General features: G+C 73.8%; 26 protein-coding genes. 4 read left to right on the plus strand and 22 right to left on the minus strand.

Annotated elements, in window-relative coordinates:
- The first annotated feature begins 304 nt into the window (after window positions 1-304).
- The gene (locus ACZ466_RS38585) at window positions 305-733 is read left to right on the plus strand and encodes a hypothetical protein (protein WP_378289968.1); all 429 of its coding nucleotides are present in this window, start codon (window positions 305-307) and stop codon (window positions 731-733) included.
- On the opposite strand, the gene ACZ466_RS38590 is transcribed toward ACZ466_RS38585, so the two are convergent.
- Together ACZ466_RS38590 and ACZ466_RS38595 are read right to left on the minus strand one after the other, a co-directional pair.
- Complete coding sequence (locus ACZ466_RS38590) at window positions 730-1,635, minus strand: helix-turn-helix domain-containing protein (protein ID WP_378289971.1); 906 nt, start codon at window positions 1,633-1,635, stop codon at window positions 730-732. The genes ACZ466_RS38585 and ACZ466_RS38590 overlap by 4 nt on opposite strands.
- A gap of 119 nt (window positions 1,636-1,754) precedes the next feature.
- Window positions 1,755-2,384 (minus strand): hypothetical protein, encoded by a 630-nt coding sequence (locus ACZ466_RS38595; protein ID WP_378289973.1) that lies wholly within the window; start codon window positions 2,382-2,384, stop codon window positions 1,755-1,757.
- Window positions 2,385-2,743: 359 nt separating this feature from the next.
- On the opposite strand from ACZ466_RS38595, the gene ACZ466_RS38600 reads away from it, so the two are divergent.
- Complete coding sequence (locus tag ACZ466_RS38600; RefSeq protein WP_378289975.1) at window positions 2,744-2,908, plus strand: zinc ribbon domain-containing protein; 165 nt, start codon at window positions 2,744-2,746, stop codon at window positions 2,906-2,908.
- Between the two features lie 268 nt (window positions 2,909-3,176).
- On the opposite strand, the gene ACZ466_RS38605 is transcribed toward ACZ466_RS38600, so the two are convergent.
- The 12 genes from ACZ466_RS38605 to ACZ466_RS38660 form a co-directional block, all read right to left on the minus strand.
- Window positions 3,177-4,436 carry an acyl-CoA dehydrogenase family protein gene (locus ACZ466_RS38605; protein ID WP_378289977.1) on the minus strand — a complete coding sequence of 420 codons (1,260 nt, stop codon included), beginning with the start codon at window positions 4,434-4,436 and terminating at the stop codon, window positions 3,177-3,179.
- 86 nt (window positions 4,437-4,522) lie between these two features.
- On the minus strand, window positions 4,523-5,731 hold the full coding sequence (locus ACZ466_RS38610) for a class I adenylate-forming enzyme family protein (RefSeq protein ID WP_378289979.1): 1,209 nt from the start codon (window positions 5,729-5,731) through the stop codon (window positions 4,523-4,525).
- Window positions 5,728-6,939 carry a cytochrome P450 family protein gene (locus ACZ466_RS38615; RefSeq protein WP_378289980.1) on the minus strand — a complete coding sequence of 404 codons (1,212 nt, stop codon included), beginning with the start codon at window positions 6,937-6,939 and terminating at the stop codon, window positions 5,728-5,730. Before ACZ466_RS38615 ends, ACZ466_RS38610 begins: the two co-directional genes overlap by 4 nt.
- A 3-nt stretch (window positions 6,940-6,942) precedes the next feature.
- Complete coding sequence (locus ACZ466_RS38620; protein WP_378289982.1) at window positions 6,943-8,034, minus strand: NAD(P)/FAD-dependent oxidoreductase; 1,092 nt, start codon at window positions 8,032-8,034, stop codon at window positions 6,943-6,945.
- Window positions 8,031-8,951, minus strand: coding sequence for a cucumopine synthase-related protein (locus tag ACZ466_RS38625; RefSeq protein WP_378289984.1), 921 nt, complete (start codon window positions 8,949-8,951; stop codon window positions 8,031-8,033). The genes ACZ466_RS38620 and ACZ466_RS38625 overlap by 4 nt, the downstream gene beginning before the upstream one ends.
- Window positions 8,952-9,141: 190 nt before the next feature.
- On the minus strand, window positions 9,142-10,161 hold the full coding sequence (locus ACZ466_RS38630; RefSeq protein WP_464041850.1) for an ABC transporter substrate-binding protein: 1,020 nt from the start codon (window positions 10,159-10,161) through the stop codon (window positions 9,142-9,144).
- Window positions 10,158-11,027, minus strand: coding sequence for an ABC transporter permease (locus ACZ466_RS38635; protein ID WP_378289988.1), 870 nt, complete (start codon window positions 11,025-11,027; stop codon window positions 10,158-10,160). Before ACZ466_RS38635 ends, ACZ466_RS38630 begins: the two co-directional genes overlap by 4 nt.
- Window positions 11,011-11,832: an ABC transporter ATP-binding protein gene (locus ACZ466_RS38640; RefSeq protein WP_378289990.1), complete on the minus strand. Its 822-nt coding sequence runs from the start codon at window positions 11,830-11,832 to the stop codon at window positions 11,011-11,013. The genes ACZ466_RS38635 and ACZ466_RS38640 overlap by 17 nt, the downstream gene beginning before the upstream one ends.
- Window positions 11,833-11,881: 49 nt before the next feature.
- Entirely contained in the window at window positions 11,882-13,099 is a 1,218-nt protein-coding gene (locus tag ACZ466_RS38645; protein WP_378289992.1) for a threonine synthase, read from the minus strand.
- A complete protein-coding gene (locus ACZ466_RS38650) occupies window positions 13,096-14,364 on the minus strand; it encodes an amidohydrolase (RefSeq protein ID WP_378289994.1) in 1,269 nt (422 codons plus the stop codon). The genes ACZ466_RS38645 and ACZ466_RS38650 overlap by 4 nt, the downstream gene beginning before the upstream one ends.
- Before the next feature lie 46 nt (window positions 14,365-14,410).
- Window positions 14,411-14,842, minus strand: coding sequence for a VOC family protein (locus ACZ466_RS38655; protein WP_378289996.1), 432 nt, complete (start codon window positions 14,840-14,842; stop codon window positions 14,411-14,413).
- Window positions 14,843-14,967: 125 nt separating this feature from the next.
- Window positions 14,968-16,188, minus strand: coding sequence for an SfnB family sulfur acquisition oxidoreductase (locus ACZ466_RS38660; protein WP_378289998.1), 1,221 nt, complete (start codon window positions 16,186-16,188; stop codon window positions 14,968-14,970).
- 161 nt (window positions 16,189-16,349) lie between these two features.
- Here ACZ466_RS38660 and ACZ466_RS38665 point away from each other — a divergent pair, with 161 nt between their 5' ends.
- Complete coding sequence (locus ACZ466_RS38665; RefSeq protein ID WP_378290000.1) at window positions 16,350-17,330, plus strand: DMT family transporter; 981 nt, start codon at window positions 16,350-16,352, stop codon at window positions 17,328-17,330.
- A gap of 18 nt (window positions 17,331-17,348) precedes the next feature.
- Here the strand turns inward: ACZ466_RS38665 and ACZ466_RS38670 are convergent, their stop codons facing one another.
- Entirely contained in the window at window positions 17,349-18,095 is a 747-nt protein-coding gene (locus ACZ466_RS38670) for an SDR family oxidoreductase (protein WP_378290002.1), read from the minus strand.
- Between the two features lie 82 nt (window positions 18,096-18,177).
- Here ACZ466_RS38670 and ACZ466_RS38675 point away from each other — a divergent pair, with 82 nt between their 5' ends.
- Window positions 18,178-18,651: an RrF2 family transcriptional regulator gene (locus tag ACZ466_RS38675; RefSeq protein ID WP_378290004.1), complete on the plus strand. Its 474-nt coding sequence runs from the start codon at window positions 18,178-18,180 to the stop codon at window positions 18,649-18,651.
- A gap of 31 nt (window positions 18,652-18,682) precedes the next feature.
- Here ACZ466_RS38675 and ACZ466_RS38680 read toward each other — a convergent pair whose 3' ends face one another.
- The 7 genes from ACZ466_RS38680 to ACZ466_RS38710 form a co-directional block, all read right to left on the minus strand.
- Window positions 18,683-19,123 (minus strand): hypothetical protein, encoded by a 441-nt coding sequence (locus tag ACZ466_RS38680; protein WP_378290006.1) that lies wholly within the window; start codon window positions 19,121-19,123, stop codon window positions 18,683-18,685.
- Window positions 19,124-19,283: 160 nt separating this feature from the next.
- Entirely contained in the window at window positions 19,284-20,120 is an 837-nt protein-coding gene (locus tag ACZ466_RS38685) for an undecaprenyl-diphosphate phosphatase (protein ID WP_378290009.1), read from the minus strand.
- Window positions 20,121-20,407: 287 nt separating this feature from the next.
- Window positions 20,408-22,123: a nitrilase-related carbon-nitrogen hydrolase gene (locus tag ACZ466_RS38690; protein WP_378290011.1), complete on the minus strand. Its 1,716-nt coding sequence runs from the start codon at window positions 22,121-22,123 to the stop codon at window positions 20,408-20,410.
- Window positions 22,124-22,150: 27 nt separating this feature from the next.
- The gene (locus ACZ466_RS38695) at window positions 22,151-22,894 is read right to left on the minus strand and encodes a maleate cis-trans isomerase family protein (protein WP_378290013.1); all 744 of its coding nucleotides are present in this window, start codon (window positions 22,892-22,894) and stop codon (window positions 22,151-22,153) included.
- Complete coding sequence (locus tag ACZ466_RS38700; protein WP_378290015.1) at window positions 22,891-23,808, minus strand: isocitrate lyase/PEP mutase family protein; 918 nt, start codon at window positions 23,806-23,808, stop codon at window positions 22,891-22,893. Before ACZ466_RS38700 ends, ACZ466_RS38695 begins: the two co-directional genes overlap by 4 nt.
- On the minus strand, window positions 23,805-24,500 hold the full coding sequence (locus ACZ466_RS38705; RefSeq protein ID WP_378290017.1) for an isochorismatase family protein: 696 nt from the start codon (window positions 24,498-24,500) through the stop codon (window positions 23,805-23,807). Before ACZ466_RS38705 ends, ACZ466_RS38700 begins: the two co-directional genes overlap by 4 nt.
- A complete protein-coding gene (locus ACZ466_RS38710; protein ID WP_378290019.1) occupies window positions 24,497-24,796 on the minus strand; it encodes a Dabb family protein in 300 nt (99 codons plus the stop codon). The genes ACZ466_RS38705 and ACZ466_RS38710 overlap by 4 nt, the downstream gene beginning before the upstream one ends.
- Between the last annotated feature and the right edge of the window lie 65 nt (window positions 24,797-24,861).

Genomic DNA, 24,861 nt, shown 5'->3' on the forward strand with positions numbered 1-24,861 from the left:
ACCGAGGTGAACGCGGCACGCAATATCGCACACGAGGCCAGACTCGTGTGCACGGCGGCCGGACCGGCCGTTGCTGCGCGGGGACGCTCCGGGTTGCCGGGGCGGGTGAACCGCGAACCTCAACCTGTTCTCCTCTTCTGAGGCCACGGGTTGGAATCCTCCTCGTTTACGAGGGGGAGGAGGTCAAGTACGGCCAAGTCCGGAACAGCAGGGGCGACAGCCCGGCCCACACCCACTGGTGGGTGTGGGCCCGCACCCCGGCGACCCCGGCGCGGGCGGGGCCATGATCGCCAAGGGTGACTGCGTGAGCAGCGCCTCCTTCGGCTTCGGCGGCGAGAAGCCGTGCTCCGGCGACTGGTACGGCAAGGTCATCGCCCGGGTCGACTCCGGCGCCGCCTGCCCGGCCCCGCAGACGCTGGAGACGATGAAGCTGAGGTCCTTCGGCGGCGGCGGCTCGGTGTCGCGGCCGGTGCTGTGCCTCGGCCAGGGCGGCGGCGTCCTCGGCACCGGCGACTGCATCGAGGACCCGTCGTTCGCCGTCGGCGGGCTCGACAAGGCGGCCTGCGGCACCCAGCAGGCCATCGCCAAGGTGGCCGCCCGCGTGAAGACCCGGAAGGACTGCCCGTCCACCGCCACGCACGTCATGGAGAGCGACGGCGCCTACCTGCCGGTGATGTGCCTGCAGAAGCTGCGCGCCACGCCGCTCGAACGGCTGGAGGAGCTCACCCGCTAGCCGAGGTCGCCGATGACGGCCTTGACCAGCTCCGCGGTCTGGTCGGGCTGGGCCGCCCGCGCGCACAGGGCGTCCAGCGTGCTGCCGTAGAGGTCGAGTTCCTGCCGCTTCTCCAGGAACTGGGCGCCGCCGAGCTGCTCCAGGTAGACCACGTCGGGCAGGTCGGGCTCCTGGAAGCGCAGCAGGGTGAACGGCCCGCCCGGCAGGCCGAGCCCCAGCCGGGCGGGCAGGATCTGCAGCGTCACGTTCGGCACGGCGGTCATCTCGACCAGGTGCCGCAGCTGGCGGCGCATGACCTGCCGGCCGCCCACCGGGCGCCGCAGGGCGCCCTCGTCGATCAGCGCCCAGAGCCTGGGCGGGTCCGGCTGCGCCAGGATCCGCTGCCGCTCCATCTCCAGCTCGACGCGGCGGTCGAGGTCGTCCGGGTGCCTGTGCGGCGGGCACAGGTCCATGGCGGCGCGCGCGTAGTCCTCGGTCTGCAGCAGCGCCGGAACCAGCTGCGTGGCGTACACGCGCACGCGGTGGGCGGCCTCCTCCAGCGCGATGTAGGTCTCCAGCCAGGTCGGCACGATGTCGCCGTACCGGTGCCACCACTGCGGCGCGTTGGCGCGCTGGACGACGGCCAGGAGCCTCATCCGCTCCCTCTCGTCGTGCACGCCGTAGAGGGTCAGCAGATCGGCGACGTCCCGGTCCTTGAAACCGACGCGGCCCAGCTCCAGCCGGCTCATCTTGGACGCCGACGCCCGGATCGAGTAGGCGGCGTCCTCGCGCGTCACGCCCGCAGCCTCACGGAGGCGGCGAAGGCGCGCGCCCAGCAGCATGCGCCAGATGGACGGACCGCCGCGTGCGGGGCTGAACTGGGGAGCCGCGGGAAGGCCGCCCCGCGGTCCGGTGCTCGTCATGCTGCTCCTCGCGCGACCACCCCGTCGTGCACATTCCGAACGCCCCCGGTGCGCGCGATGATATAACCTCCCCGCCCGGGTTTCGGTCGCCCCGGAGCCATTTTCCGGGGCGCGCGTGCTCAGCCGAGGTCGGCGCGGATCTGCTTGGACTTGCCGAGCACGTCGGAGAGGTTCGGGCTCTCCATCGTGACCACCCCGAGCGTCTTCCCGTCCGTCCACACGACGGAGTTGTACGACGCGGGCGCCGCCTTGCCGACCTGGTAGGGGTTCTGGAAGGCGGCGAGGCCGAAGCTGACGTAGACGCGCTTGACGGCGGGGTCGCCGAACGTGGCGTCCGCGGCCGTCACGGTCCGCCGCCGGTAGCCGTTGGCGTACGCGATGACCTCCTGTGCGACCGCCTCCGGATCACCGCCGCCCAGCGTGCCGCCCGCGTAGAAGAACCGGTCCAGGACGCGGTCGCTGCCGGGCAGCCGGTAATAGCCCGCCCGGACGCCGGTGAGCCGGGCGCGGAGCGACTGCGGGAGCGCGGAGGCCAGCCTGGTGAAGTCGGCGGACCGTTCCAGCTCCGGATCGCGGGACCAGCCGGCCAGCGTGCGCGGTCCGTTCAACTCGTACGGGCGCACCGCGGGCAGCTCCGGGCCGAACGCCTTGCCGTCCAGCTGCACGGGGTCGCGCGGTTGCGCGACCTCACTGGAACACCCGGCGAGGGACACGACCAACGTCAGCGCACACAGCGATCCACGAAGCATGGGCCGATGCTGCCGATCTTCCCGGCCGGGTGTCATGAGTCAGATGTCCCGTTCCTCCTGGGGATGCGGAGGGGACCCCGGCCGCCTCGCCTACCCGGCGGAGAGGATGCGGAGGAGGTCGTCGCCGCGCCGCCGGGCGATGGCCCCCTCCCGGACGCGCGTCTCGACCTTGGACTTCAGGGCGCCGGTGCGCTCGCGCACGCGGACGGATCGTCCGGGGGAGGAATCGGATTCCTGGGGAGCAGGGCAGGGACTGGGGATCCGCCGCCACGGCGGATCTCCGAAATCTTGGGTGCGGCCTGCGAGGATGGTGCTAACGTCGATACTGCCTGGCCGGTGCAGACCAAGCTGGCCGGGCCATGCTGGTCGAGCGGCTGGAGCCTAAGGCGCCCGACCGCGTGCAAAAGATCGATCCCGCGTACACCTCGCAGCGCTGTTCGGCGTGCGGGGCCAGGGGCCGGGAGGCGCGCGAGAGCCAAGCGTGTTTCCGGCTGCCGGTCCTGCGGCTACGTCGGCGATGCTGATGTGAACGCGGCGTGCAACATCGCACGCGAGTCCAGGCTCGTGTGCACGGCGGCCGGACCGGCCGTTGCTGCGCGGGGACGCTCCGGGTTGCCGGGGCGGACGAACCGCGAACCTCAACCTGTTGCCCTCTCCTGAGGCCACAGGTTGGAATCCCCCTCGGTTGACGAGGGGGAGGAGGTCAACTCACCGCCTTGGACGCAGTCGGCACCCGCGGCGGCGGCCGCGCAGGTTCCGCGTTCCCGCGTCACCTCGCCCGGGTGGGCCCTCTCAGCCCTCGCCCTTGCGCGGGCCCGTGAACCCGAACAGGTACCCGGCGACCTTGCGCATCTGGATCTCCTCCGCCCCCTCGGTGATCCGGTAGCGCCGGTGGTGGCGGTAGATGTGCTCGAACGGGGTGTGCCGGGTGTAGCCGAGCCCGCCGTGCACCTGCATCGCGCGGTCGGCCGCCTCGCACACGAACCGGTTGGCGCGGTAGTTGCACATCGAGACCCGGTCGCTGATCTCCATGTGCGGGACCCGGTCCAGCTCCCACGCGGTCTTGCGGACCAGCCCGCGCAGCATCTCGGCCTCGGTCTGCAGCTCCACCAGCGGCCACTGGATCGCCTGGCGGGTCGCCAGCGGCTTGCCGAAGGTGCTGCGCCGCCGGGCGTACTCGACGCTGCGGTCGACGCAGTACTGCCCGGCGCCGACCCCGGAGGCGGCCTGCCGGATCCGGTTCTCGTGCACGAACGTCTGCGCCACCGCGAGCCCCTCGCCCTCCGCGCCGAAGATCGCCGAGTCGGGCACCCGCACGTCGCGCAGCGTCACCTCGGCGTGGTCGGTGGGCATGTTGAACGTCCACCAGTGGAAGTCGACCGACAGGCCGGGGGAGTCGGCCGGGACGAAGAAGGCGGTGACGCCGCGCGCGTCCCCGGGGTTCCCGGAGGTCCGGGCGAAGATCACGTCGTGGGTGGCCGCGTGCATCCCGGAGTTGAAGCGCTTGGCCCCGTTGATGATCCAGTCCCCGCCGTCGCGGACGGCCGCGGTCTCCATCCAGGTGGCGTCGCTGCCGTGGTCGGGCTCGGTGAGCCCGAAGCCGACGCCCTTCTCCAGGGCCAGCATCGGCTCGATGAACTCCTCCCGCTGCTCCGGCGTCCCGTACTCCAGGAGCATGTGGACGAACGGGAAGTTCCCCACCACCGAGAACTCGTTCTGCAGGTCGTTGTGCAGGCCGAGCCCGCGGTGGGCCAGATGCTCGCGGATCACCGCCATGTCCAGGTTGGTGCCGTCCGAGCCGCCCGCCTCCCGGGGCAGGCCGTAGCGCAGCCATCCGGCGGCGTCGGCGCGCCGGAACACCTCCGCCAGCAGTTCCTCCCACTCCGGGCGCGGGACGCCGCCGTTCTCGAAGTCGGTGCGGGCGTACTCGCGGCGGTGGTCGAAGAACCGCGCGTTTTCGTCCTGCTCCTGCAGCGGCGCGATCTCCCGTTCGATGAAGTCGTCCAGGTCGGCGAGCAGCCGGACCAGCGTGTCGGGCAGGGTGAAGTCCATGGGTCTCCTCGGCCTCTCCTCGGCCCCGGCGGTAAGGGGGCGGTTACATGCCCCACTCTTTCACCCGAGGTGGAAGCAGGCCGAGATCACCTCACGGGCGGCGCGGTCGCGGCACGGTCGGAGAGGAACAGGTAGCCCTCGGCGTCCAGGCGGCCGAGGTCCCCGGTGCGCAGCCAGCCGCCCGGCACCGTCCGGGACGTGCGCCCGGGGGCGTTGACGTAGCCGAGCATCCGCTGCCCCGTCCGGACCCACACCTCCCCGGTCTCCCCGCGGGGAAGGTCGCCGCCGCGCGAGTCGCGGACGCGGATCTCCACCCCAGGCACCGCCCGCCCGACGGATCCCAGCAGCTCGGTGCGGTGGTGGTCGTCGGCGGTGAGGACGGTCAGGAAACCGCCCTCGGTGATGCCGTAGGTCTGCGTCAGCACCGGGCCGAGCCGCCGGCCGGCCGCGGCGGTGCGGGCCGGGTAGGCGGCCGTCCCGCCGTAGAGCAGCTGCCGCAGGCCGGTCAGGGGAGCGTCCAGATCCCGGGCGAGGCCGTAGACTGCCAGCGGGCGGCCCGCCATGCAATGGGTGACGCCCTCGCGGTCCACCAGCCGGGCCAGCCGCCGCGCGTCGCCCAGGGCCGGTTCCAGGACGACCGTGCCGCCGCCCGCCAGCGTCCACAGCGTGAACAGGCCCGGCAGGTACCGGGCGCGCGGCGCCACCAGGAGCCGCCACGGTCCGGGACCGAAGATCGCCCGCGCGGCGGTCAGGTGGGCGGCCTCGGTTCCGTGCCCGTACGCCACGGCCTTGCGCGGCCCGGTCGTGCCGCTGCTGAACATCACCACCGACGTCGCGTCCGGGGCGTCGTCCGGACCGGGCATGTCCACCGGCCCGGCCGTCGTCGGAGCGAACAGCCCGGCGTCCAGCCGGGCGCGGACCGGCACCGGGCACGCGGCCAGCAGCGGCCCGGCGTCCGGCTCCCGGGCCGGGTCCCACAGCAGGGCCGAGGCGTCCAGCGCCCGCATCGTCTCCGCCGCGATCGGGACCGGGACGTCCTGTACCAGGTGCACGAACCGGCACCCGAGCGCCAGCGCGACCAGCCGCGCCGCGACCGACTCGGGCGCCTCGCCGTACAGGCAGGCGACGGTGGCGCCCGGCCGAACGCCGCGCGCGGTCAGCCGTTCGACGCCGGCCTCGACCATGGCCAGCACCTCGTCGCCGCGCAGCCGGCGGTCGCCGCGCACGAGCACCTCGCGGTCGGCCGCGGCGCGCAGGCCGTCGGCGACCGCCCGCCCGAGCCCGCCGCCGCTCACCGCGCCCTCCTGCCGAGCAGTACCGGCAGCGTCCTGGCGCTGACGGCGATCACGGTGTTCAGGCCGCCGAGCCGGTCCAGCGGCTCGGCGGGCGCCAGGTCGGGGAACGCCTCGAACAGCGCGTCCAGCGCGACCTCGGTCTGCAGCCGGGCCAGCGGCGCGCCCAGGCAGTAGTGGTGCCCGAGCCCGAACGAGAGGTGCGGCGTGGCCTGGCCGGACGGCTCGAACCGCGCGGCCCGTTCCCCGTACCGCCCGGGATCGCGCCCGGCCGCCGCGTAGCAGGCCAGGACCGCCTCGCCCTTGCGCACCCGCACTCCGTCGATCCGCAGGTCGCGGACGGCGTAGCGCATCGGGAACACCCCGATGGGGGAGTGCAGGCGCAGCGACTCCTCGACGGCCGCCTCCCACGGCAGGTCCCCGGACCGCAGCAGCCGCAGCTGGCTGGGGGAGTCGAGCAGGGCCCGCACGGCGTTGGTGATGAGGTTGACGGTCGTGACGTGCCCGGCGACGAACAGCACCTCGATGGTGTCCAGCACCTCGCCGGGGCCGAGACCGTCCCCCTCCAGGGCGACCAGCTCGCTGATCAGGTCGTCGCCGGGGCCGCGCCGCCGCTCGGCGACGATCTCGGCGAGCACCGCGCGGCGCCCGGCGCGGGCGCCCGCCAGGCGCCGGCGGTCGTCCCGGGTCGTGGACGTCACCCGCCCGTGCTCGTACAGTTCGGGCCGCCGGCCCGGCGGGACGCCCAGCAGGTCGGCGATGACGTCGCAGGGCAGCGGGAAGGCGAACTCGCGGCGCAGGTCGACCGGGCCCGGCGGCAGCAGCGCCAGCCGGTCGACGAGCTCCGCGGTCAGCGCCTCGATCCGGGGCCGCAGCCTGCGGACGCGGCCCGGCGAGAACGCGCGGGCGAGCGGCCCGCGCAGCCGCCGGTGCTCGGCGCCCTCGGCGTTGACCAGCGAGGTGTCCCCGACGATCTGCGCGATCGACCCCCCGGGGTCGAGGGCGCGCCGCCCCTCCCGCGACCAGTGCCGGATGTCCCGGGACAGGTCGGGGTGCGTCAGGACGGCCTCCAGGGTGGCGTAGCGGGCGGCGGCCCACACCCGCACGCCTTCGACCTCCACCGGGACCAGCGTCCCGGCCCGCCGCAGCCGCTCGTTGACCGAGTGCACGTCCTCCGGCCGGAAGTCCAGCACGATGTGCGCCGGTTCCATGGCTCACCCCCTCTGGGCGGTGGCCGCGAGCCGCCGGACGTCGAAGTCCGGCTCGCGGCCCAGGTACAGGTCGCGGACCAGCTCCCCGGCCGCGGGCGCCGTGCACAGGCCGTGCCCGGAGAACCCGGCCGCGTACAGGAAGGGCCTGTCTCCGGGCACGCCGCCGATGAAGGCGGTCCGGTCGGGGCTGGCGTCGCGGACGCCGGTGAACGCGGTGCGCAGGCCGGCCCCGTCCAGGCTCGGATAGGTGGCGGCCAGCTCGGCGCGCACCCGTTCGCGCCATTCCTCCCGATCCGGTCCCGGGTAGCCCATGCCGACCAGGAGCCCGTCCCCGCGCTTGCGCACGAGCAGGCCGCTGCCGGCGCGCAGGGTGATCGGGATATCGGGGACCGGGTCCCCGGACGGCGGCGGCCCGGTGGCCAGCAGCTCCTGCTCGACCGGTTCGGCCAGGGGCAGCTCCACCCCCGCCGCGCGGGCGAGCGGCACCGACCAGGCGCCCGCGGCGCACACGATCGCGTCGGCGGCCAGGGTGCCGCCGGTGGTGGCCAGGCGGCCCGCGGGGACGTCGATCCCGGTGACCGGGCAGCCCGTGCGCAGGTCGGCGCCCGCCCGCCGGGCCGCGGCGGCGAACCCGCCGACGATGGCCGCGGTGTCGGAGACGTACGCCTGCGGCGACCACGCCGCCGCCAGCAGCCCGATGTCGCCGATCAGCGGGTTGCGCCCACGGGCCTCCGCGGCGCCGATCGGGCGGACGTCCACGCCCGCGGCGCGCTGGGCGGGCAGGTCGTCCTCGAACGCCGCGACCTGCTCGGGCTCGGTGAACAGGACCAGGTAGCCGACCCGCCGCAGCGGCAGCGGCGTCCCGGTCCGCCCGGCGAAGGCCCGGTAGGCGGCCAGGCTCCGCACCGCCATCGCCGAGCTGACCGGGTTGCCGGGGAAGTAGGCGCGCAGCACGTCGGCGGTGGCGCGGGACGCCCCCGACCCCAGCCCGTGCCGTTCCAGCAGCACCGTGTCGGCGCCCGCCTCGGCCAGGTGGCAGGCGACCGACAGCCCGATCACGCCGCCGCCGACGACCGCCACGCGGCCGCCCGTCACCGGCGCGCTCCGCCGGCCGTGAGGTGCTCGCCCAGATGCCAGGGGAACAGGTGCAGGTTCCACCCGCCCAGGCAGTTGACGTACAGCGCCATGTGCGACATGACCGCGATGAAGTCGTCGCGGGTCGAGAGCCGGTCCAGGTGCTCCAGCACCCGTTCGGTGAACGCGCCGAGCTTCTCCAGCCCGCAGTAGGCCAGGAACTCCGCCGGCACGGCGATCAGGGTGCGGGCCATGTGGCGCAGCGACCGCACCGGCATCCCCTCGTGCGCGGCGCGCACCAGGCCGCTGTAGGCGTTGTAGCCCAGCGGCCGGGTCTCCCCGTTGACGAACAGCATCGTCGTCAGGACGGTGCCGTAGCTGCCCGCGCCCGAGCGGACCCGGCCGTCGTGCACCTCGGCGAGCTCCTCGGGCAGGTCGAGCCAGATCCGCTCGGTCTCGGCGTGCACGTCGCCGATCAGCGCGTCGGCCTCCGGCGCGGCGGCGGTGAGCCGCGGCACGCGGTGGCCGCCCATCTCGCCGGCGCGCCGCACCTCGGCCACGACCGGTTTCTTGGACGTGTAGACCGACTCCCACACCGCGCGCCCGGCCTCGGCGAGCGCGTCCAGGTCGCCGGGCACGACCCGGCCGATCGGGGCGGCCGCCATCGGCTCGGTCAGCGTCCCGTACTTGATCCCCAGATGCTGCAGCTTCGAGCAGAAGACGGTGCCGTCCGGGACCGTCCGGCGGTCGACCCGGTGGGCGGCGTCCAGGTGGATCAGGTCGTGGATCGGGGCCACGTGGAAGAGGTGGTGACCGGCCACCAGGGCGTGGCCCTGCAGGCTCCGGTACGGCAGGGACTCCCACAGTGCCCGGGCCAGACCGGCGTTCCGGTCATCGAGGTCGGCGGTGACGGTGACACCCAGACCCGACCAGGTCACTTCAATCCGTTGCGAATGGTTCACACTGTGCGGCACTACCCCCACCTGCGGGAACATGTTCATCGCGGCCAAAGTTTCCATTCCGGAAGGGGAGGTCTGGCCCGCTCCTGACCAAGGCTTTCGGAGGGCTCGCACGACCGTCCGTCAACCCGCGGACGCGGCCGGGCGTCGCGCCCGGCCGCCTACGCGGTCAGGAGCCGTTCTCCTTCTTGACGGTGTCGAACGCCAGGTCGCGCCAGTCGCCCGGGACCTTCTTGATGACCTCGATCTCCTTCATGAACGCGGCGATCTTCAGCAGGCCGTGCGGGGTCGTGGTGAACTGGATGCCCTGGTGGGTGAGGTACTTCTCGTACTGGGCGGCCGAGATCCTGCCCTTCTCCGCGGCCGAGAGGATCTTGGCCGCCTCGGCGGGCTGCTTGATGATGAAGTCGTTGGCGCGGGCGATGGTCTTGTGCACCGCGGCGAGGACGTCCGGGTTCTTCTCCGCGTACTCATCGGTCGCCGCCATCACGTTGAAACCGTGCTGCCCGAACAGCCCGTAGCTGTCGACCAGCTTGCGGGCGCCCTGCTCCACGGCCTGGAACTGGAACGGCGGCGAGGTGTACGCGCCGGCGATCTGGCCGCCGAGCAGCGCCTGCAACGCCTCGGGGTGCGCCATCGTGGCGATGTTCTTGTCCAGGGCGTGCGGGTCGCCGAGCTGCTGCTGCGCGGCCTTCTGCAGCATGACCGACTGGATGGACCCGGGCTGGACGGCGGCGATCTGGTCGCCCTGCCTGAAGTCCCGCAGGCTCCTGAACCTGGGGTCCTTGGCCACCAGCCACAGCGGCATGTCGTTCAGCGACGACACGATCTTCCAGGGGACGCCGGCGTCCCACCCGATGAGCAGCGGGCCGAGGCCGGAGGAGCCGATCTGGAGCTTGCCCGACAGCAGCGCGTCCCGGGTGGTGCCGCCGCCGGAGATGACCCGCCAGGAGATGGTGCGGCCCTTGAGCTCCTGCTCGAGCCAGCCCTTGGCCTGGATCACGTTGAACGCGGCGTAGCTGATCCCGTTGCCGATCGCGATGCCGATCTCCTTGCCGGAGCCGTCCGAGCCGCCGCCGCACGCGGCGGACAGCGCGGCGGCGCCGGTGGTGACCGCGCCCAGCCGCAGCGCGTCGCGGCGGCTGTAGGAGCGGGCGGCCGGGCGTGGGGTCCGCAGGCGGGGGGTCATATCGTTGCGCCTTCCTTCATTCCCCAGCGCGCCACCGTGCGCCGCTCGACCCAGCCGAAGAACAGGTCGAACGCGATGCCGATCAGGGCGATCGTCACCAGCCCGGCGAACACGTCGGGGATCCGTGCGAAATAGCGTGAGTTGTTGATGAAGAAGCCGAGGCCGCCGTGCGCGCCGGCGATGCCGAACACCAGCTCGGCGGCGATGATCGTGCGCCAGCCGAACGCCCAGCCGGTCTTCAGCCCGGCGATGGCGTGCGGCAGGGCGGCGGGCATCAGGACGTCGCGGGTGAGCCGCCAGCCCGTCAGGCCCAGGTTCCGGCCGACCATCGTCAGCGTGGCCGGGACGGTCCGCAGCCCCATGCTGACGTTGACGGTCATCGGCCACAGGACGGCGTTGGCCGTCACGAAGATCAGCGCCGAGTCGGTCAGCCCGAACCACAGGATCGCCAGCGGCAGGATCGCCACCGACGGCAGCGGGTTGATCATGGAGGAGAGCAGGGTGAGGAGGTCGTCGCCGATCCGGGTCGTCATCGCCAGGACGGTGAGGACGATCGTCAGCGCGATGCCGATGACCATCCCGGTGACCAGCAGCCGCATGGTGGTGCCGGTCGCCACGGCGATCTCGCCGCTGGCCCAGCCCTCGGCGAACGCCCGGGCCACGTCCCAGGGGCCGGCGAACACGAACCGGCTGGCGCCCGAGTACGACGCGTAGGCCTGCCAGATCCCGATCAGCACGGCGAACAGGATGGTGCGGCGCGCCCAGGCGGGCAGCCGCGACCAGGACGGCAGACGCCGGGCCCGGTCCGGCGCGTGCGGCGCCGCCTTCCCGGGGGCCCCGGTCTCGGTCTCAGTCGAAGACGGCACGGCTGAGGTCCTCTCCTTCCTCGGCGAGCAGCCCGCGCAGGGTCTGCCGGGCGTCGGCGAAGCCGGGGTCGTCCGGGCCGCCGAGGCCGGCGACGTCGACGATCCGCGCCACCTGGGAGGGGCGCCCCGCCAGGACGACCACCCGGTCCCCGAGCAGGATCGCCTCGTCGATGCTGTGCGTGACGAACAGCAGCGTCACGTTGGTGCGGGCCGCGATGGTGGCCAGCTCGCGCTGGAGGCGCCCGCGGGTCTGCGCGTCGAGGGCGCCGAACGGCTCGTCCATCAGCAGCATCAGCGGGTCGATGGCCAGCGCGCGGGCGATGGCGACCCGCTGCTTCATCCCGCCCGAGAGCTGGTGCGGGTAGCTGTCGAGCGCCGCCCCCAGCCCCATGAGCTCCAGGTGCTCCACGGCGCGGGTGCGGGCGGTGGCGCGGTCGACCCCGGTCACCCGCAGCGGGTAGACGACGTTGCCGAGGACCGTGCGCCAGGGGAAGAGCTGGTCGAACTCCTGGAACACGACGGCGCGGTCGGGGCCGGGCGGCGGCGCCTCCCGGCCGCCGACGACGATGCGTCCCGCCGCCGGCCGCAGGTACCCGGCGACGGCCTTGAGGATGGTGGACTTCCCGCAGCCCGACGGGCCCAGCAGCATGATCTTCTCGCCGCGCCGCACCTCGAAGCTCGCCTCGCCCACGGCGGGCACGTACCGCCCGTTCCGCCGGTAACCGATCGCGACCCGGTCGACGACCAGCAGGGCCGCGCCGTCGCCGGCGTCGCCGGCGGGGACGGCCGTCATGTCCTCGTCCACTGATCCCCTCACCTAGAAACCGGGTAGAACATACTTCTTTTATAGGGAATCAGGCGAGCGAGGCGTCCACCGGGAGGATCGGCGCGTCCGCCTCGACCGTCTGCGGGTACTTCAGACCGGCGCCGGTGTTGAGCACCACGACCCGCTCGTCCTCGGCGATCCAGCCGGAGGCGCGCAGCCTGCGGGCGGCGGTGAACGCGGCCGCGCCCTCGGGGCACACGTAGGCGCCCTCCAGGGCCGCCACGGCGCGCAGGTCCTCGATCAGTTCGTCGTCGCCGACGGCGATCGCGGTGCCCGAGGTCTCCGCCAGCGCCTCCAGGATGAGGAAGTCGCCCAGCGGCTTGGGCACGTTGATGCCGAACGCGACCGTGCGGGAGTCCTCCCAGAACGTGCTCTCCCGCTCGCCCCGCTCGAACGCCCGCACGATCGGCGCGCAGCCCTCGGCCTGCACCGCGACCAGCCGCGGCGGCGGGCCGGTCAGCCAGCCCAGCTCGGTCAGCTCCCGCACCGCCTTGTGGATGCCGATCAGGCCGACGCCCCCGCCGGTCGGATAGATGATCACATCGGGCGACCGCCAGCCGAGCTGCTCGACGATCTCCAGCCCCATGGTCTTCTTGCCCTCGATGCGGTACGGCTCCTTGAGCGTCGAGGCGTCGAACACCCGGCCCGCCTCGCGGGCCACCAGCTCGCCGACCATCCGCCCGGCGTCGCTGATGAGGCCGTCGACCAGGTGCAGGTCGGCGCCGGCCGCCACGCACTCGCGCCGGGTGATCTCCGGGGCGTCCGCCGGCATCACGACCGTCGAGGTCAGCCCGGCGCGCGCCCCGTACACCGCCCAGGCGGCCCCCGCGTTGCCGTTGGTGGGCATGGCCAGCCGCCCGATCCCCAGCTCGGCCGCGCGCGAGACGCCGACGGCGGCGCCGCGCGCCTTGAACGACCCGGTGGGGACCAGCCCCTCGTCCTTCATCAGCAGTCCGGGCACGCCGATGCGCTCGCCGTAGCGCGCCATCGGCACCAGCGGGGTCATGCCCTCGCCGAGGCTGACCACCGAGCCCGGCGCGGAGACCGGGAGCAGCTCGTGGTAGCGCCACAGGTCCGGCGGGCGGGTCGCGAGGTCGGCGGGGGTCACCGACGAGCGGACCGCGTCCAGGTCGTAGCGGGCGAGCAGCGGCGACCCGCACGCCGTGCACAGGTTGTGCGGCCGCTGCGCGGCGTGGACGGCGCCGCACCGCCCGCACTCCAGATGGGACAGATGGCTGAAACTCATCGGACGGCACGCTCCAACACGTCGGCGGCGATGGCCAGGCAGGTCTCGTCGATGTCGAATCCGGGACTGTGGTGCGGTGCGGGGCTCGACGCCCCCACGACCAGGTACGTCGCCTCGCCGCCCGCGTCCTGGACGGCCCGCATCAGGAACGTCGCGTCGTCGCTGGCCCCGAACCGGTGGTCGTCCAGGACGCGCGTCACCGCCGGAACGTCTCGGGCCGCCGCGGCGATCGCCCGCACCGCCGCCGGGTCGCAGCGCGCGGTCGTGGCCGCGCCGATCTGCTCGACCCGCACGCCGACCTCGTGCGCGGCGCCCGCGGCGTCCAGCACGGCACGGGCGCGGCGCTCGAGCTCGTCGCAGACCTCGCCGTCCGTGGCGCGCAGCTCCATCCGCAGCTCGGCGTCCGCCGCGACGATGTTGGGGGCCGTCCCGGCGCGCAGCACGCCCACGTTCACCCGCGTGTCGGCGGCGGCGAACCGCGGCAGCGCGTGCAGGCCCAGCGCCGCCTGAGCCGCCGCGAGCAGCGCGTTGCGCCCTTCCTCGGGGGAGTGCGCGGCGTGCGACGGCCGTCCCGTGAAGGCCGCCAGCAGCTTGGCGTTGGCGAAGAAGCCGGAGGTGCCCGCCGCGACCTCCCCGACCGGCAGGCCGAGCCCGAGGTGGAGGGCGTAGAGGCGGTCGACGCCCTCGGCCGCGCCCGCGGCGAGCATCGCGCGGGCGCCCCGCCCACCCTCCTCCGCGGGCTGGAACAGCAGCCGGACCCGGCCCGGGAAGCCCCTCCCCGCCAGGCGCCGCGCCAGTTCCAGGCCGACCGCGATGTGCCCGTCGTGGCCGCACGCGTGCATGACCTCGGCCGACCGCGACGCGAACCCCTCGCGGGCCGGCGCGTGGGACGGGTCACCGGACTCGGCCAGGGGCAGCGCGTCGATGTCGACCCGCACGGCGGTCGTCGGGCCGGGCGCGCCGCCGTCGAGGTCGGCGACCACCGCGGTGTGCCCGTCGCGGACGGCTCGCAGGCCGTCGTCGTCGGCGCCCCAGGCCCGTGCCCGCTCGGCCGCGCGCGCCAGCTCGTCCGGGCCGGGCAGCGCGGGCACCCGCGAGAGGTCGGCGGCCTCCCGGCCGGTGCGCACCCGCCAGCCGAGCCGCCGCAGCTCCGCCGCGATCGCGACCGAGGTCCACAGCTCGGTGAACGCCGTCTCCGCGTGCGCGTGGAACGAGCGGCGCAGACCGGTCAGATCGAGCCCCGCGATCGATTTCCCATCATTCACACCGGAAAAGTACATGATCTCGGCCCGCGATCCGACCGGGGGACGGTCAGGAGGCGAAGACCTGCGCGTCGTCGGCGAACGCCTTGAACTCCAGGGCGTTGCCCGCCGGGTCGAGCAGGAACATCGTCCACTGCTCGCCGGCCAGCCCCTCGAAACGCACGTAGGGCTCGATGACGAACGCGGTGCCCGCCGCGCGCAACCGGTCGGCGAGCTTGTGGAACTCCGGGACCGTCAGGATCAGGCCGAAGTGCGGCACGGGGACGTCATGGCCGTCGACCGGGTTGTGGACCCGCCCCGGACGCTCCGGCGCCAGGTGCGTGACGAACTGGTGGCCGTGCAGATTCCAGTCCACCCAGGAATCGGAGCTGCGGCCCTGCTCCAGGCCGAGCACCTCGCCGTAGAAGTGGCGGGCGGCGTCCAGGTCGTCGACCGGCATCGCCAGGTGGAACCGCGGGATGGGGGAGTCGAACGTGGTCATGGGTCCTCCGCCACTTCTCGGGAGCCGCCCGGCGTGGCGACCGGGCCGTACACCTACGAATGTAATCGCGAATGTCATCGGCCCTCTGCGGACGGCGGCCGCGCGGAGGCGGCCGCCGTGGGCGTCTAGAGGAGCGGGTAGCGGGGCGGGTTGACGCCGTTGAGGAGGTGGTTGCCGATGTGGACGTACTTCCAGCGGGCGGGGTCGTGCAGGGAGTGCGTGCGGACGTTGCGCCAGTGCCGGTCCAGGCCGTGGCTCGCGTCGGCGGCGCTGGTCCCGGCCAGTTCCAGCACGTCGGTGGCGATCTGCACCGCGATCTCCTGGGAGTAGGCCTTGGCCTCGGCGACCGCCAGCGACGCGGCCGCGGTGTTCTCGTCGGTCGGCTCCGGAGCGGCGAGGGCGGCGTCGACGGCGCGTCCGCCCCGTTCGTACAGCGCCTCCAGCGCGTGCAGGAGGGTGGTCAGGCGGCCGAAGCGCAGGACGGCGTGCGGCTCGTCCGACACCCTGTCCACGCCGGACTCGAACCACGGGCGCGAGCGGGTGCGGACGAACGCGGCCCCCTCCTCCAGCGCCGCCCGCGCGATGCCGACGTCGATGGCCAGGTGCAGCAGCTGGTCGTAGGCGCCCAGGATCAGCGGCGGGGGGGCGGCGGGCACCGGGCCCAGGTGCAGCACCCGGTCGGCCGGGACGTGCACGCCGCTGAAGACGATCGAGCCGCTGGCGGTGGCGCGCTGCCCGAAGGCCGTCCAGTCGTCCCCGAACTCCAGGCCCTCGGCGTCGCCCGGGACGAACGCCGTGACCGGCAGGCTCTGGTCGCCGTCCAGGGAGGCGGCGACGCCGATCCACTGGGCGCCCAGCGCGCCGGTGGTGTAGTACTTGCGGCCGTCGAGCCGGTACCCGCCCCCGGGGGCGGGCGTCACGGAGGTGAGCCGGTCGAAGACGTGCTTGGTGCCGCGTTCGGCGGTCGCGTTGCCGATCCGCGCGCCGGCGGTCACCCGGCCGTAGAAGAACTCCTTCTGCGCGTCGGTGCCGGCCTCGCCGAGCAGGGCGATCAGTACGAAGTGCGCAAGGATCAGCTGGGCCACCGAGGGGTCGGCGACGGCGAGGATCCGGAACACCTCGCCCACCGTGCTCGCCGCCACCCCGCCGCCGCCGTGCTCGCGCGGGACGGAGACGGCCAGCAGGCCGGTGGCGGCCAGCTCGTCCAGCTCGGGGCCCGGGTGGCGGGCCTCCCGGTCCCGGTCGATCGCGCCGGGCGCGATCCGGGCGGCGAAGGCGCGGGCCGCCTCGACCGCCGCGGCGTCGGAGAGCACGGGCGGTGCCGTGACTGTGCTGGTCGTGCTCATCGATCTCCCCTTGTCGACGGAGGCTGTAATTTCCTATTATAAAGGTAGGTTAACCATGAAAACGTGCCGACGTCGTGTCGGTGCCGGTGGGCGCGGGGCGGGATGATCGGCGGAGCCGCGGCGGTTGATCCGGAGAGCCGTCGCCCGGCCGAGGGAGGGCTGTGACCGCGTCCGAGGAATGCCGAGCCGACCCCGCCGAGAACACGGACGGGGAGCCGGGGCGCCGGAGGGAGAAGGCGCCGCCGGGACGAGGGCGGACCGCCCGCCGGGTGGCGGCGGCCGCCCTGCCGGTGGTGTTCGTGCCGATCTGGAGCAGCGGGTATCTCGCCGGGACCATCGGGGCGCGCAGCGGCGCGTCGCTGGCCCTGGTCGCCTGGCGGTTCCTGGCCGCGTTCGCCGTCCTGGGCGCGGTCGCGCTGGCCACCCGCGCGCCGTGGCCGAAGGACCGCCGCGTCTACGCGCACCTGTTCGCGACCGGAGTGCTGCTGCAGACGGTGCAGCTCGGCGCCGTGTTCTTCGGCCTGGGGCACGGGGTGCCGGCCGGGCTGTCCTCGCTCGTCCTCAGCGCCTGCCCGCTGATCGTCGCGGCCGTGGCGGTCCCGATGTTCGCCGAAAGGCTGACCGGACGCCAGTGGGCCGGGCTCGCCCTGGGCCTGGCGGGCGTGGCCGTCTCGGTGAGCGGGAACCTGTCCGGCGGCGCACCCCTCGTCGGCTACGCCTACACCCTCCTGGCCCTGGCCGGGCTCGCCGCCGGGACGCTCTACCAGAAGCGCTTCGGCCTCTCCGTCGACCTGCGCACCGGGACCACGATCCAGCTTCTGGGGGCGACGGTCACCACCTTCCCGCTGGCCGCGCTGCACGGCGGGCTGCACATGCCGCTGACCGCCGAGGCGCTGGGCTCGCTGGCATGGCTGGCGATCGTCAACTCGATCGGCGCGCTCATCCTGCTGTTCGCCCTGCTCCGGCGCGGGACGGGCGGGGCCGCCACCAGCCTGCTCTACCTCGTGCCGCCGGTGACCGCCGTCCTCGCCGTGCCGATCCTCGGCCAGGACCTCACCGCGAGCGTCGTCCTCGGCATGGCGGTCTCGGGGGCCGGGGTCCTGCTCGTCCTGGCCCGCTCCCGGGAGCGGGCCGCCGCGTGAGGCGGCCCGCGGGCGGTCCTACGGCGTCTGCCCGGCGAGCCACTGGTCGAAGGTGGTCGGCGCGATGCGGGCGTCCGGGCCGGGCAGCAGCACGTCACCGGCCATCGCCGGGTCGAAGATCCCCGACCACGTCGGCACGAGCCTGACGGAGCGGCCGCGCGCCTGGTCGGTGCGCCGGGCCATGTCCACCAGGTCCTGCGGCTCGGGCCCGGCGAGGTCGGCGTAGCGGCCCTGCGGCCGTCCCACCGCGACCTCGGCGAGGACGTCGGCGACGTCGGCCGGGGCGATCGGCTGCACCAGCAGCGGCGCGATCGTGGCGACGCCGTCCTGCTCGGTCCAGCTCGCCACCATCGCGGCGAAGTCGTGGAACTGCGTGGCCGGGACGATCGTCCACGGCACCGGGCCCGCGGCCACCAGGCGCTCCTGCTCCCGCTTGCCGGCGTAGTGCGCGTTGCCCTCGACGCGGTCGAGCCCGACGATCGACAGCAGGACGTGGTGGCGCACGCCGGCCCGCTCCTCGGCGGCCAGCAGGTGGCGCGTGGCGGTGCCGAAGAACCCCACCGCCTCGTCCCGGTCGGTGGCGTTGCTGCTGGTGACGTCGACGACCGCGGCCACACCGGTCAGGGCGGCGTCGAGCCCGGCACCGGTCGTCAGGTCCACGCCGAGCGAGCGGCTGATGCCCGCCACCTCGTGCCCGGCCCGTTCCAGGGCGGCGGTGGTGAGGGTGCCGATGGTGCCGGTCGCGCCGGCGACGGCGATCCGCATGGTGCTCTCCCGTCCTCGTGATCGGGCACGAAACTATCATGGACTAAAAAGGTCCACAATGTCCGTGAATAGACTGGCACGCGTGAAGCTGCCTGCGAGCACCGAATGGGTTCTGCACTGCGCCACCACGCTGGCGCAGCTGGAGCCGGGAGCCAGCGCGTCGACGGCGCAGCTGGCGCAGTACTACGACCTGCCCGCGCCCTACCTCGCCAAGCAGCTGAAGGCACTGGTCAAGGCCGGCCTGCTGGCCGCGACCACGGGCCCGCGGGGAGGGTTCCGGCTCGCCCGGCCCGCCGCGGAGATCACGCTGCTGCAGATCGTCGAGGCCGTGGACGGCACGTCCTCCCCCTACGAGTGCCGCGAGATCCGGCGGCAGGGGAGGGGGGCGCTGCCGGCCGAGGACTGCCAGAGCACCTGCGTCCTCGCCGTGAAGATGGCCGACGCGCATCAGGCGTGGCGGGACAGCCTCGCCGGCGTGACCCTGGCCGGCGTCATCGACACGCTGCCCCCGTCGGCCCCGCAGCGCACCCGGTCACGCCTGGCCGGCATCACCTGAGGGCGCCCGCGGCACCGGCGGGGGCGGTTGCTCAGTCCGTCTGGACGACCTGGCAGTCGTCGTTGCTCGCACCGCTGTCGGCCCGGGCCGGCTCCCACCGGAGCGAGCTCGGCGGGGTGTCGAGGAAGGCATAGGTCTCGCCCTGCTCAAGGCAGTTGTCGTGGTCCTTGCCGACCCTCGTGCCGCCCAGATCGGTGACCACGAAACCGCGCCTGGGGTCCAGCGTCACCCGGACCGTGAAGCCCTTGACGCGCCTGGAGCGGAAGGGCGCGTCCGAGGGGACGACCCACATGCCCGAGGGCTTCTGCTCGACGAGGGCCCGGTCCCCCTCGTCGGCGTCCTCGTCCCAGGCGTCGATATAGACGGTCGCGTTCGGCTGGATCTGCCTGAGCGCGGTGTTCTCCGTCGTGCATGAGGCGGTCAGACCGAGGACCGGCAGCAGGGCGGCCGCGGGCAGCATTCTCAGGCGCATCTCGTTCCTCTCCGGAAGTGCGTCGAACCCGGCCGTGCCAGGCCCGGGTCCCGGCCCTGGCACGGCCAAAAGTTTGACGATCACCCTGCCGGGCCGGTTCGCCCCGCACAGAACGGAAAGCCCCTGGACCCGCGGGGGTCGGCGTCCCGTCAGCGGGCGTTCAGGTGGCCGAGACGACGCCGGTCGAGACCAGCGCGAGCACGACGACGCCGAGGATCACCCGGTAGACGATGAAGACGGAGTAGGTGTGCTTGGCGACGAACTTCAGCAGCCAGGCCACGGCCACGTAGGCCACGGCGAAGCTGACCACGGTGGCGGTGATCGTCGCGGGCCAGCCGACGCCGTGGGAGATCGAGTCGTACTCGGTCGCGATCTGCAGCGCGCCGGCCGCGGTCAGCGCCGGGACGGAGAGGAAGAACGACAGCTTGGTGACCGCGACCCGGTCCAGGCCGCGCAGCAGGCCGGCGCTCATCGTCGCGCCCGAGCGCGACACCCCCGGGATCAGCGCCAGGCACTGGACCACCCCGATGATCAGGGTGTCCTTCCAGGTCACGTCCTTCTCGTGCCGGTCCTGGCGGGCCGTCCTGTCGGCGAAGTACATCACCCCGCTCCACAGGATCAGCGCCGAACCGACGAACCAGAGGCTGCGCAGCGTCGTCTCGATCTGGTCCTTGAACAGCAGCCCGACGATCCCGATCGGGATGCAGCCGACGATCACCGCCCACGCCTGGCGGTAGTCCAGGTCGGCGCGGCGCTCGCGGCTGGCCAGCCCCCGCACCCACGCGGCGATCAGCCGCTGGAAGTCGCGGCGGAAGTAGATCAGCGTCGCGAGGACGGCGCCCACCTGGATGATGGCGGTGAACGCCGTGATGTCGGGGTCCTGGGGGGAATACCCCATCAGGCTTTCGAGGATCGTCAGATGCCCGGTGCTGGAGACCGGCAGGAATTCGGTCAATCCCTCGACGGCACCGAGGAACACCGCTTCCAGAATGTTCAACCTAGCCCTCGTATTCGTTCGTCGACGCGGGCCGCGGCACGTGCGCGGTCGCCTGCCGGGACCGGCCGCGTCTCACGGTTCAGGGGGGACGCCGCACCATGAAGCTCCGCGTCGGCAAGGCTGGATCGAGGGGCTCCGTCAGCGGCAGCAGAAACAGTACTGGTCGATGTGAGGCAGGCAAAACTCACTCTCGGTGCACGGTGCCCGCCCGACCTCGAAGTTCACCGAGAATTCACCCCGTGGTCCTTGCCTTTCCTGAAGGCCGGGAGAACTGCGGAAAGTCGCCATCATCCCTTTTCGGACACGAACATGGGATAGAGGTGCGGGGTCCGCTTGGCCAGCGGGTCCAGATGGTGGCCCATCATCTTGTCGTTGGCCTCCCGCAGGTCGAGGTCGAGCAGCAGCTGCTCCTCGAAACCGGGGCGCGTCCAGTAGCCGGTCGGGTAGCGCATCACCGCGATCGGCTGGCCCGGGGCGAAGTCGTCCGGGCGCAGGGCCTGGCTGCCGAGCCCGGCCGGGCAGTCCAGCCGGGTCACCGACACCAGGTGGACGCGGTTCTCCTCGGTGCGCTCGGTCGCCGCGATCTCCATCGCCGCCCGCGACGTCCACGAGGTCGGGTGGACGATCAGCTCCGCGCCCTCCAGCGCCAGCACCCGCGCGACCTCCGGCACCCACACCTCGTCCCCGACCATCGCCCCGATCGCGCCGATCGGGGTGCGGGCGACGGTGATCTCGTCGCCGGGGGAGGCCCAGGCGCGCTCGGCGTCGGTGAGGTGGGTCTTGCGGTAGGCGTGGACGACCGCGCCGGTGTCGTCGACCAGGTGGACGGTCGAATGGAAGCGGCCGCCGGCGCCCCTCTCGACGAGGCTGGCCGCGACGTACAGCCCGGCCTCGGCGCACGCCTTCGAGACCCGGTCCAGGACCTCGCGGGACAGGTCCGCGGCGGCGCCAGGGTCGGCGGCGGCCTCGCCGTCGGCGAAGCAGAACAGCTCGGGCAGCACCCCGAGCCGCGCGCCGCGCCGCCCCGCGTACGCGATCTGGCCGAGGGCGCGCCGGATCGTCCACTCGGTGCCGCGGAAGTGGGAGACCTGCATCAGCGCGGTCGGCAGCGGCCGGGACGGCAGGTCGCGGGGCGCCGGGCCGTACATCGCCGCGGCGGGCACCTGGTCCAGCGGCAGGGTCAGCGCCCCGTACAGCTCGGGGCGGCGCCAGGCGACCAGGTCGGCGACGCCGGGCATCCGCTTGTCGCCGGCCTCGGACGGGTCGATGTCGGCGACGGCCAGGTCCGGCTCCAGCTCGCTCGCCTCGGCCAGGCGGGTGCCGTCGGGGGCGACGATCTGGCTGCCGCCCATCCACGGCCACTCCAGCTCGGGGCCGCCGACGGTGTTGGCCGCCACGTGGAACACCCGGTTCTCCATGGCCCGCAGCGGCACGTGGACGCGCAGCTCGTCGGGCCCCCGGGAGTTGAGCGAGTTGCACAGGATCCGCGCGCCGAGCAGGGCCAGCGCCCGCGGGGTCTCCGGGACGATCCCGTCCGCGCACAGCAGCAGCCCGATCGGGCCGAGCGCGGTGTCGAAGACCTGGTAGGGCTCCTCGCCCGGCTCGAACAGGGTGTACTCGTAGTCCCACAGCACGTGCTTGCGGTGCACGCCGACGATCCCGCCGTCCGGGCCGATGAGGACGGAGGCGATGTGCACGATCGGCTCGGCGTCCCCGCGCAGGTCGACGCCGGCCGCGACGTGCAGGCCGAGCTCGGCCGCCGTCTCGCGCAGGCCCGTGACGAACGGGCCGGACAGGTCCTCGCCGCGCTCCCAGCATTCCCGGCGGTCCGCGTAGTCGCGGACGCGGTTGGAGTTCTCGGGCAGGACGACGAGGCGGGCGCCCTCGCCGGCGGCCCGCCGCAGGAAGCCGCGGCAGAGGGCGAGGTTCTCGCGCACGTCCGTGCCGGAGAAGAACTGCGCGGCCGCCACCCGGACCGTGCCGGCGGAGGGCGTCGATGGCATGGAGATGGTCCTTTCGCTGGACGGCGGTCAGAGGGTCGCGAGCAGGCGGCCGGCGCCCTCGACGCGGTCGGTGATGCCGTTGGCCCGGTAGGCGTGCCAGAGGGTGGCGGCGTTGATCGGGATCACCGGCTTGCCCAGCTCCCGTTCCAGCTCGTCGGCGACGCCGATCACCGGCAGGTTCGTCCCGGCCTGGACGAGGGCGTCCACGCCGGGCCCGTCGACGGCGGCGAACGCGGCCCGGATCTCCTCGGGTCCGACCGAGGCGATCGAGGTCGCCGAGCCGCACTTGAGGCCGCGCACGGCGTGCACCTCGTAGCCCAGCTCGGTGAAGAAGGCGCGGACCTGCTCGTCGGCGACCGGCTGGTACGGCGTGATGACCCCGATGCGGCGGGCTCCCAGCGCGGTCAGGGCGGCGTGGCAGGCGGAGGCGCCGGTCGAGACGCGCAGCCCGGACAGCTCCCCGATCCACCGCTCGAACTCGGCGTTCCCGGCCGCGCCGCCCCAGAACGTCTCCGCGCTCATCCCCATGATCAGGTAGTCGGGTTCGCAGGTCAGCACGGAGGCGACGGCGGCGGCGATCTCCTCGCGCAGGCCGGCCAGGAACGTCTCGAACGCGGCGTCGGAGTCCAGCGCGGCGTCCCGGATCAGGATCCGGCCGGAGTGGAAGGACACGCCCGGGGCGCGGAAGCGGTAGTACTCGTCCTCCACGACGGTGTTGGTGGACGGGACGATGACGCCGAACGCGGCGCGCGGCGCGAGCACGGTGGTCATGCGGGCTCCTGTGAGTCGGAGGTGGAGGAGAGGGAGGGCGAGGGGGCGGCCCGGTAGCGGTGTTCGGCCTCGACGAGGGCGTCCTGGCCGAGCAGGGCGGTGAACTCGTCCCAGGGCAGGGTGCCGCCGGGGAGGGCGGCGCGGTCGAGCACGCCGCGGTAGGCGTCGCGCATCGCGCGGGCCCCGGCCAGGAGCGCCGCGACGGGGAACAGCGCGAGCCGCACGCCCGCCTTGGCCAGCACGGGCAGCGGGTCGGGCTCGGCTCCGGCCTCGGAGAAGTTCACCACCAGCGGCAGCCCCGCGGCGGCCTCGCGGACCGCCTCGAACTCGGCGGCGCCGCGCGCCCCCTCCACGAAGATCGCGTCGGCGCCGGCGGCGGCGTAGGCGGCGACCCGGGCGAGGGTCTCGGCCGTCCCGGCGACCGACAGCGCGTCGGTCCGCGCGATCACCAGCAGCCGCTGCCGGGCTCCGGCGGCCGCGGCGACGCGCGCCGCGGCCTCGTCCACCGGGACCAGGCGCTTGCCGGCCATGTGGCCGCAGCGCTTGGGCAGCACCTGGTCCTCCAGGTGCAGGGCGGCGGCGCCGGCCGCCTCGTAGCGGCGGGCGGTCTCGGCGGCCTGGAGCGGATCCCCGTAGCCGGTGTCGGCGTCCGCGACGATCGGGACGCCCGGCCCTGCCCCGGCGCTCACCCGGCGCAGCGCGTCGACCATGTCGGTGGCGCCGGTGAAGCCGAGGTCGGGCAGCCCGAGCGCGGTGGCGCTGACCGCGGCCCCGGACAGGTGCACCGCCTCGAAACCGGCGTCGGCGGCGAGCCGCGCGCTGAGCGCGTCGTGGCAGCCGGCGGCGAGCACGGGCGGCCCGGCGGAGATCCGGGCCCGCAGCCGGTCGGCGGGGAAGCCGTGGTGCCCGCTCATGCCGCGTCCCCGCCGGCGCACGCCCGGGAGCGGCCCCAGGCCCGGCGCACGTCCGCGGCCGTCCGGAGGTCGGCGTACTTGGCGCCGAGGTCGAACAGCGCGGCCCGGTGCGGCGCGGGGTCGCGGTCGGCGACGGCGTCGGTCACGACCGCGGGCCGGAAGCCGTGGCACAGGGCGTCGAGCGCGGTGGCCCGGACGCACCCGCTCGTGCTCACGCCGGTCACCACCGCGCCGTCCACGCCGAGCGAGGTCAGCGTGGAGGCGAGGGAGGTGCCGAAGAACGCGCTCGGGTAGTGCTTGGTGACGACCAGGTCGCCGGGCTCGGGCGCCAGCTCGGGCGGCGGCGCGGCGAAGGGCGAGCCCTCCTCGAAGAAGCGCAGCGCGGGCACCTTCCGGCGGAACAGGCCGCCGTCGGCGCCGTCCTTGCGGTACGACACGTAGGTGAAGACGACCGGATGCCCGTGCCGCCGGGCGTCGCCGGCGAGCGCGGCGACCCGCTCCACGACGGGTTCGATGTGCGGTCCCGCGTAGAGGGGGCAGTCGCGGTCGAGGTAGGCCCGGACGAGGTCGACGATGAGGAGGGCGGGGCGTGCCCCCATCCCCAGCTCGGCGCCGAATCCGGCGTCCTGGTAGTCCTCGGCCAGGGAACGGCCGCCGCTCCCGGCCGAGGGATCACCGGCCGGCACGTTCACTGGCCGACCTGGAACTGGATCGCGGTGCGCCCGGCGAGAATGGGCTTGATGTGCCGCGCGATGAGCTCCTTGTGGGGCGGGCTTTCCTGGTACGCCCGCCAGTCCTCGACGGTGTCGAAGTCGAGGACGGCGGCGAAGTCGTGGTTGCCGGGGACGAGCCCGAGGTCGGGCCCGCTGCGCAGCGCGCGGATCTGCGGGACGGAGCCGGGCAGGGCGCGGAACGCCGCGGCCGCCTCCTCCTTCTGCGCGGGAGTGGCCGAGTCGGACCACTGGAGGACGACGATGTGTCGCACCATCGGGGGGACATCCTTCGGGATCAGGTTCTGCTACCATTCCCGCAGTGTGAGAGCATGATTTTTGC

The organism is Actinomadura rugatobispora, assembly GCF_055379765.1.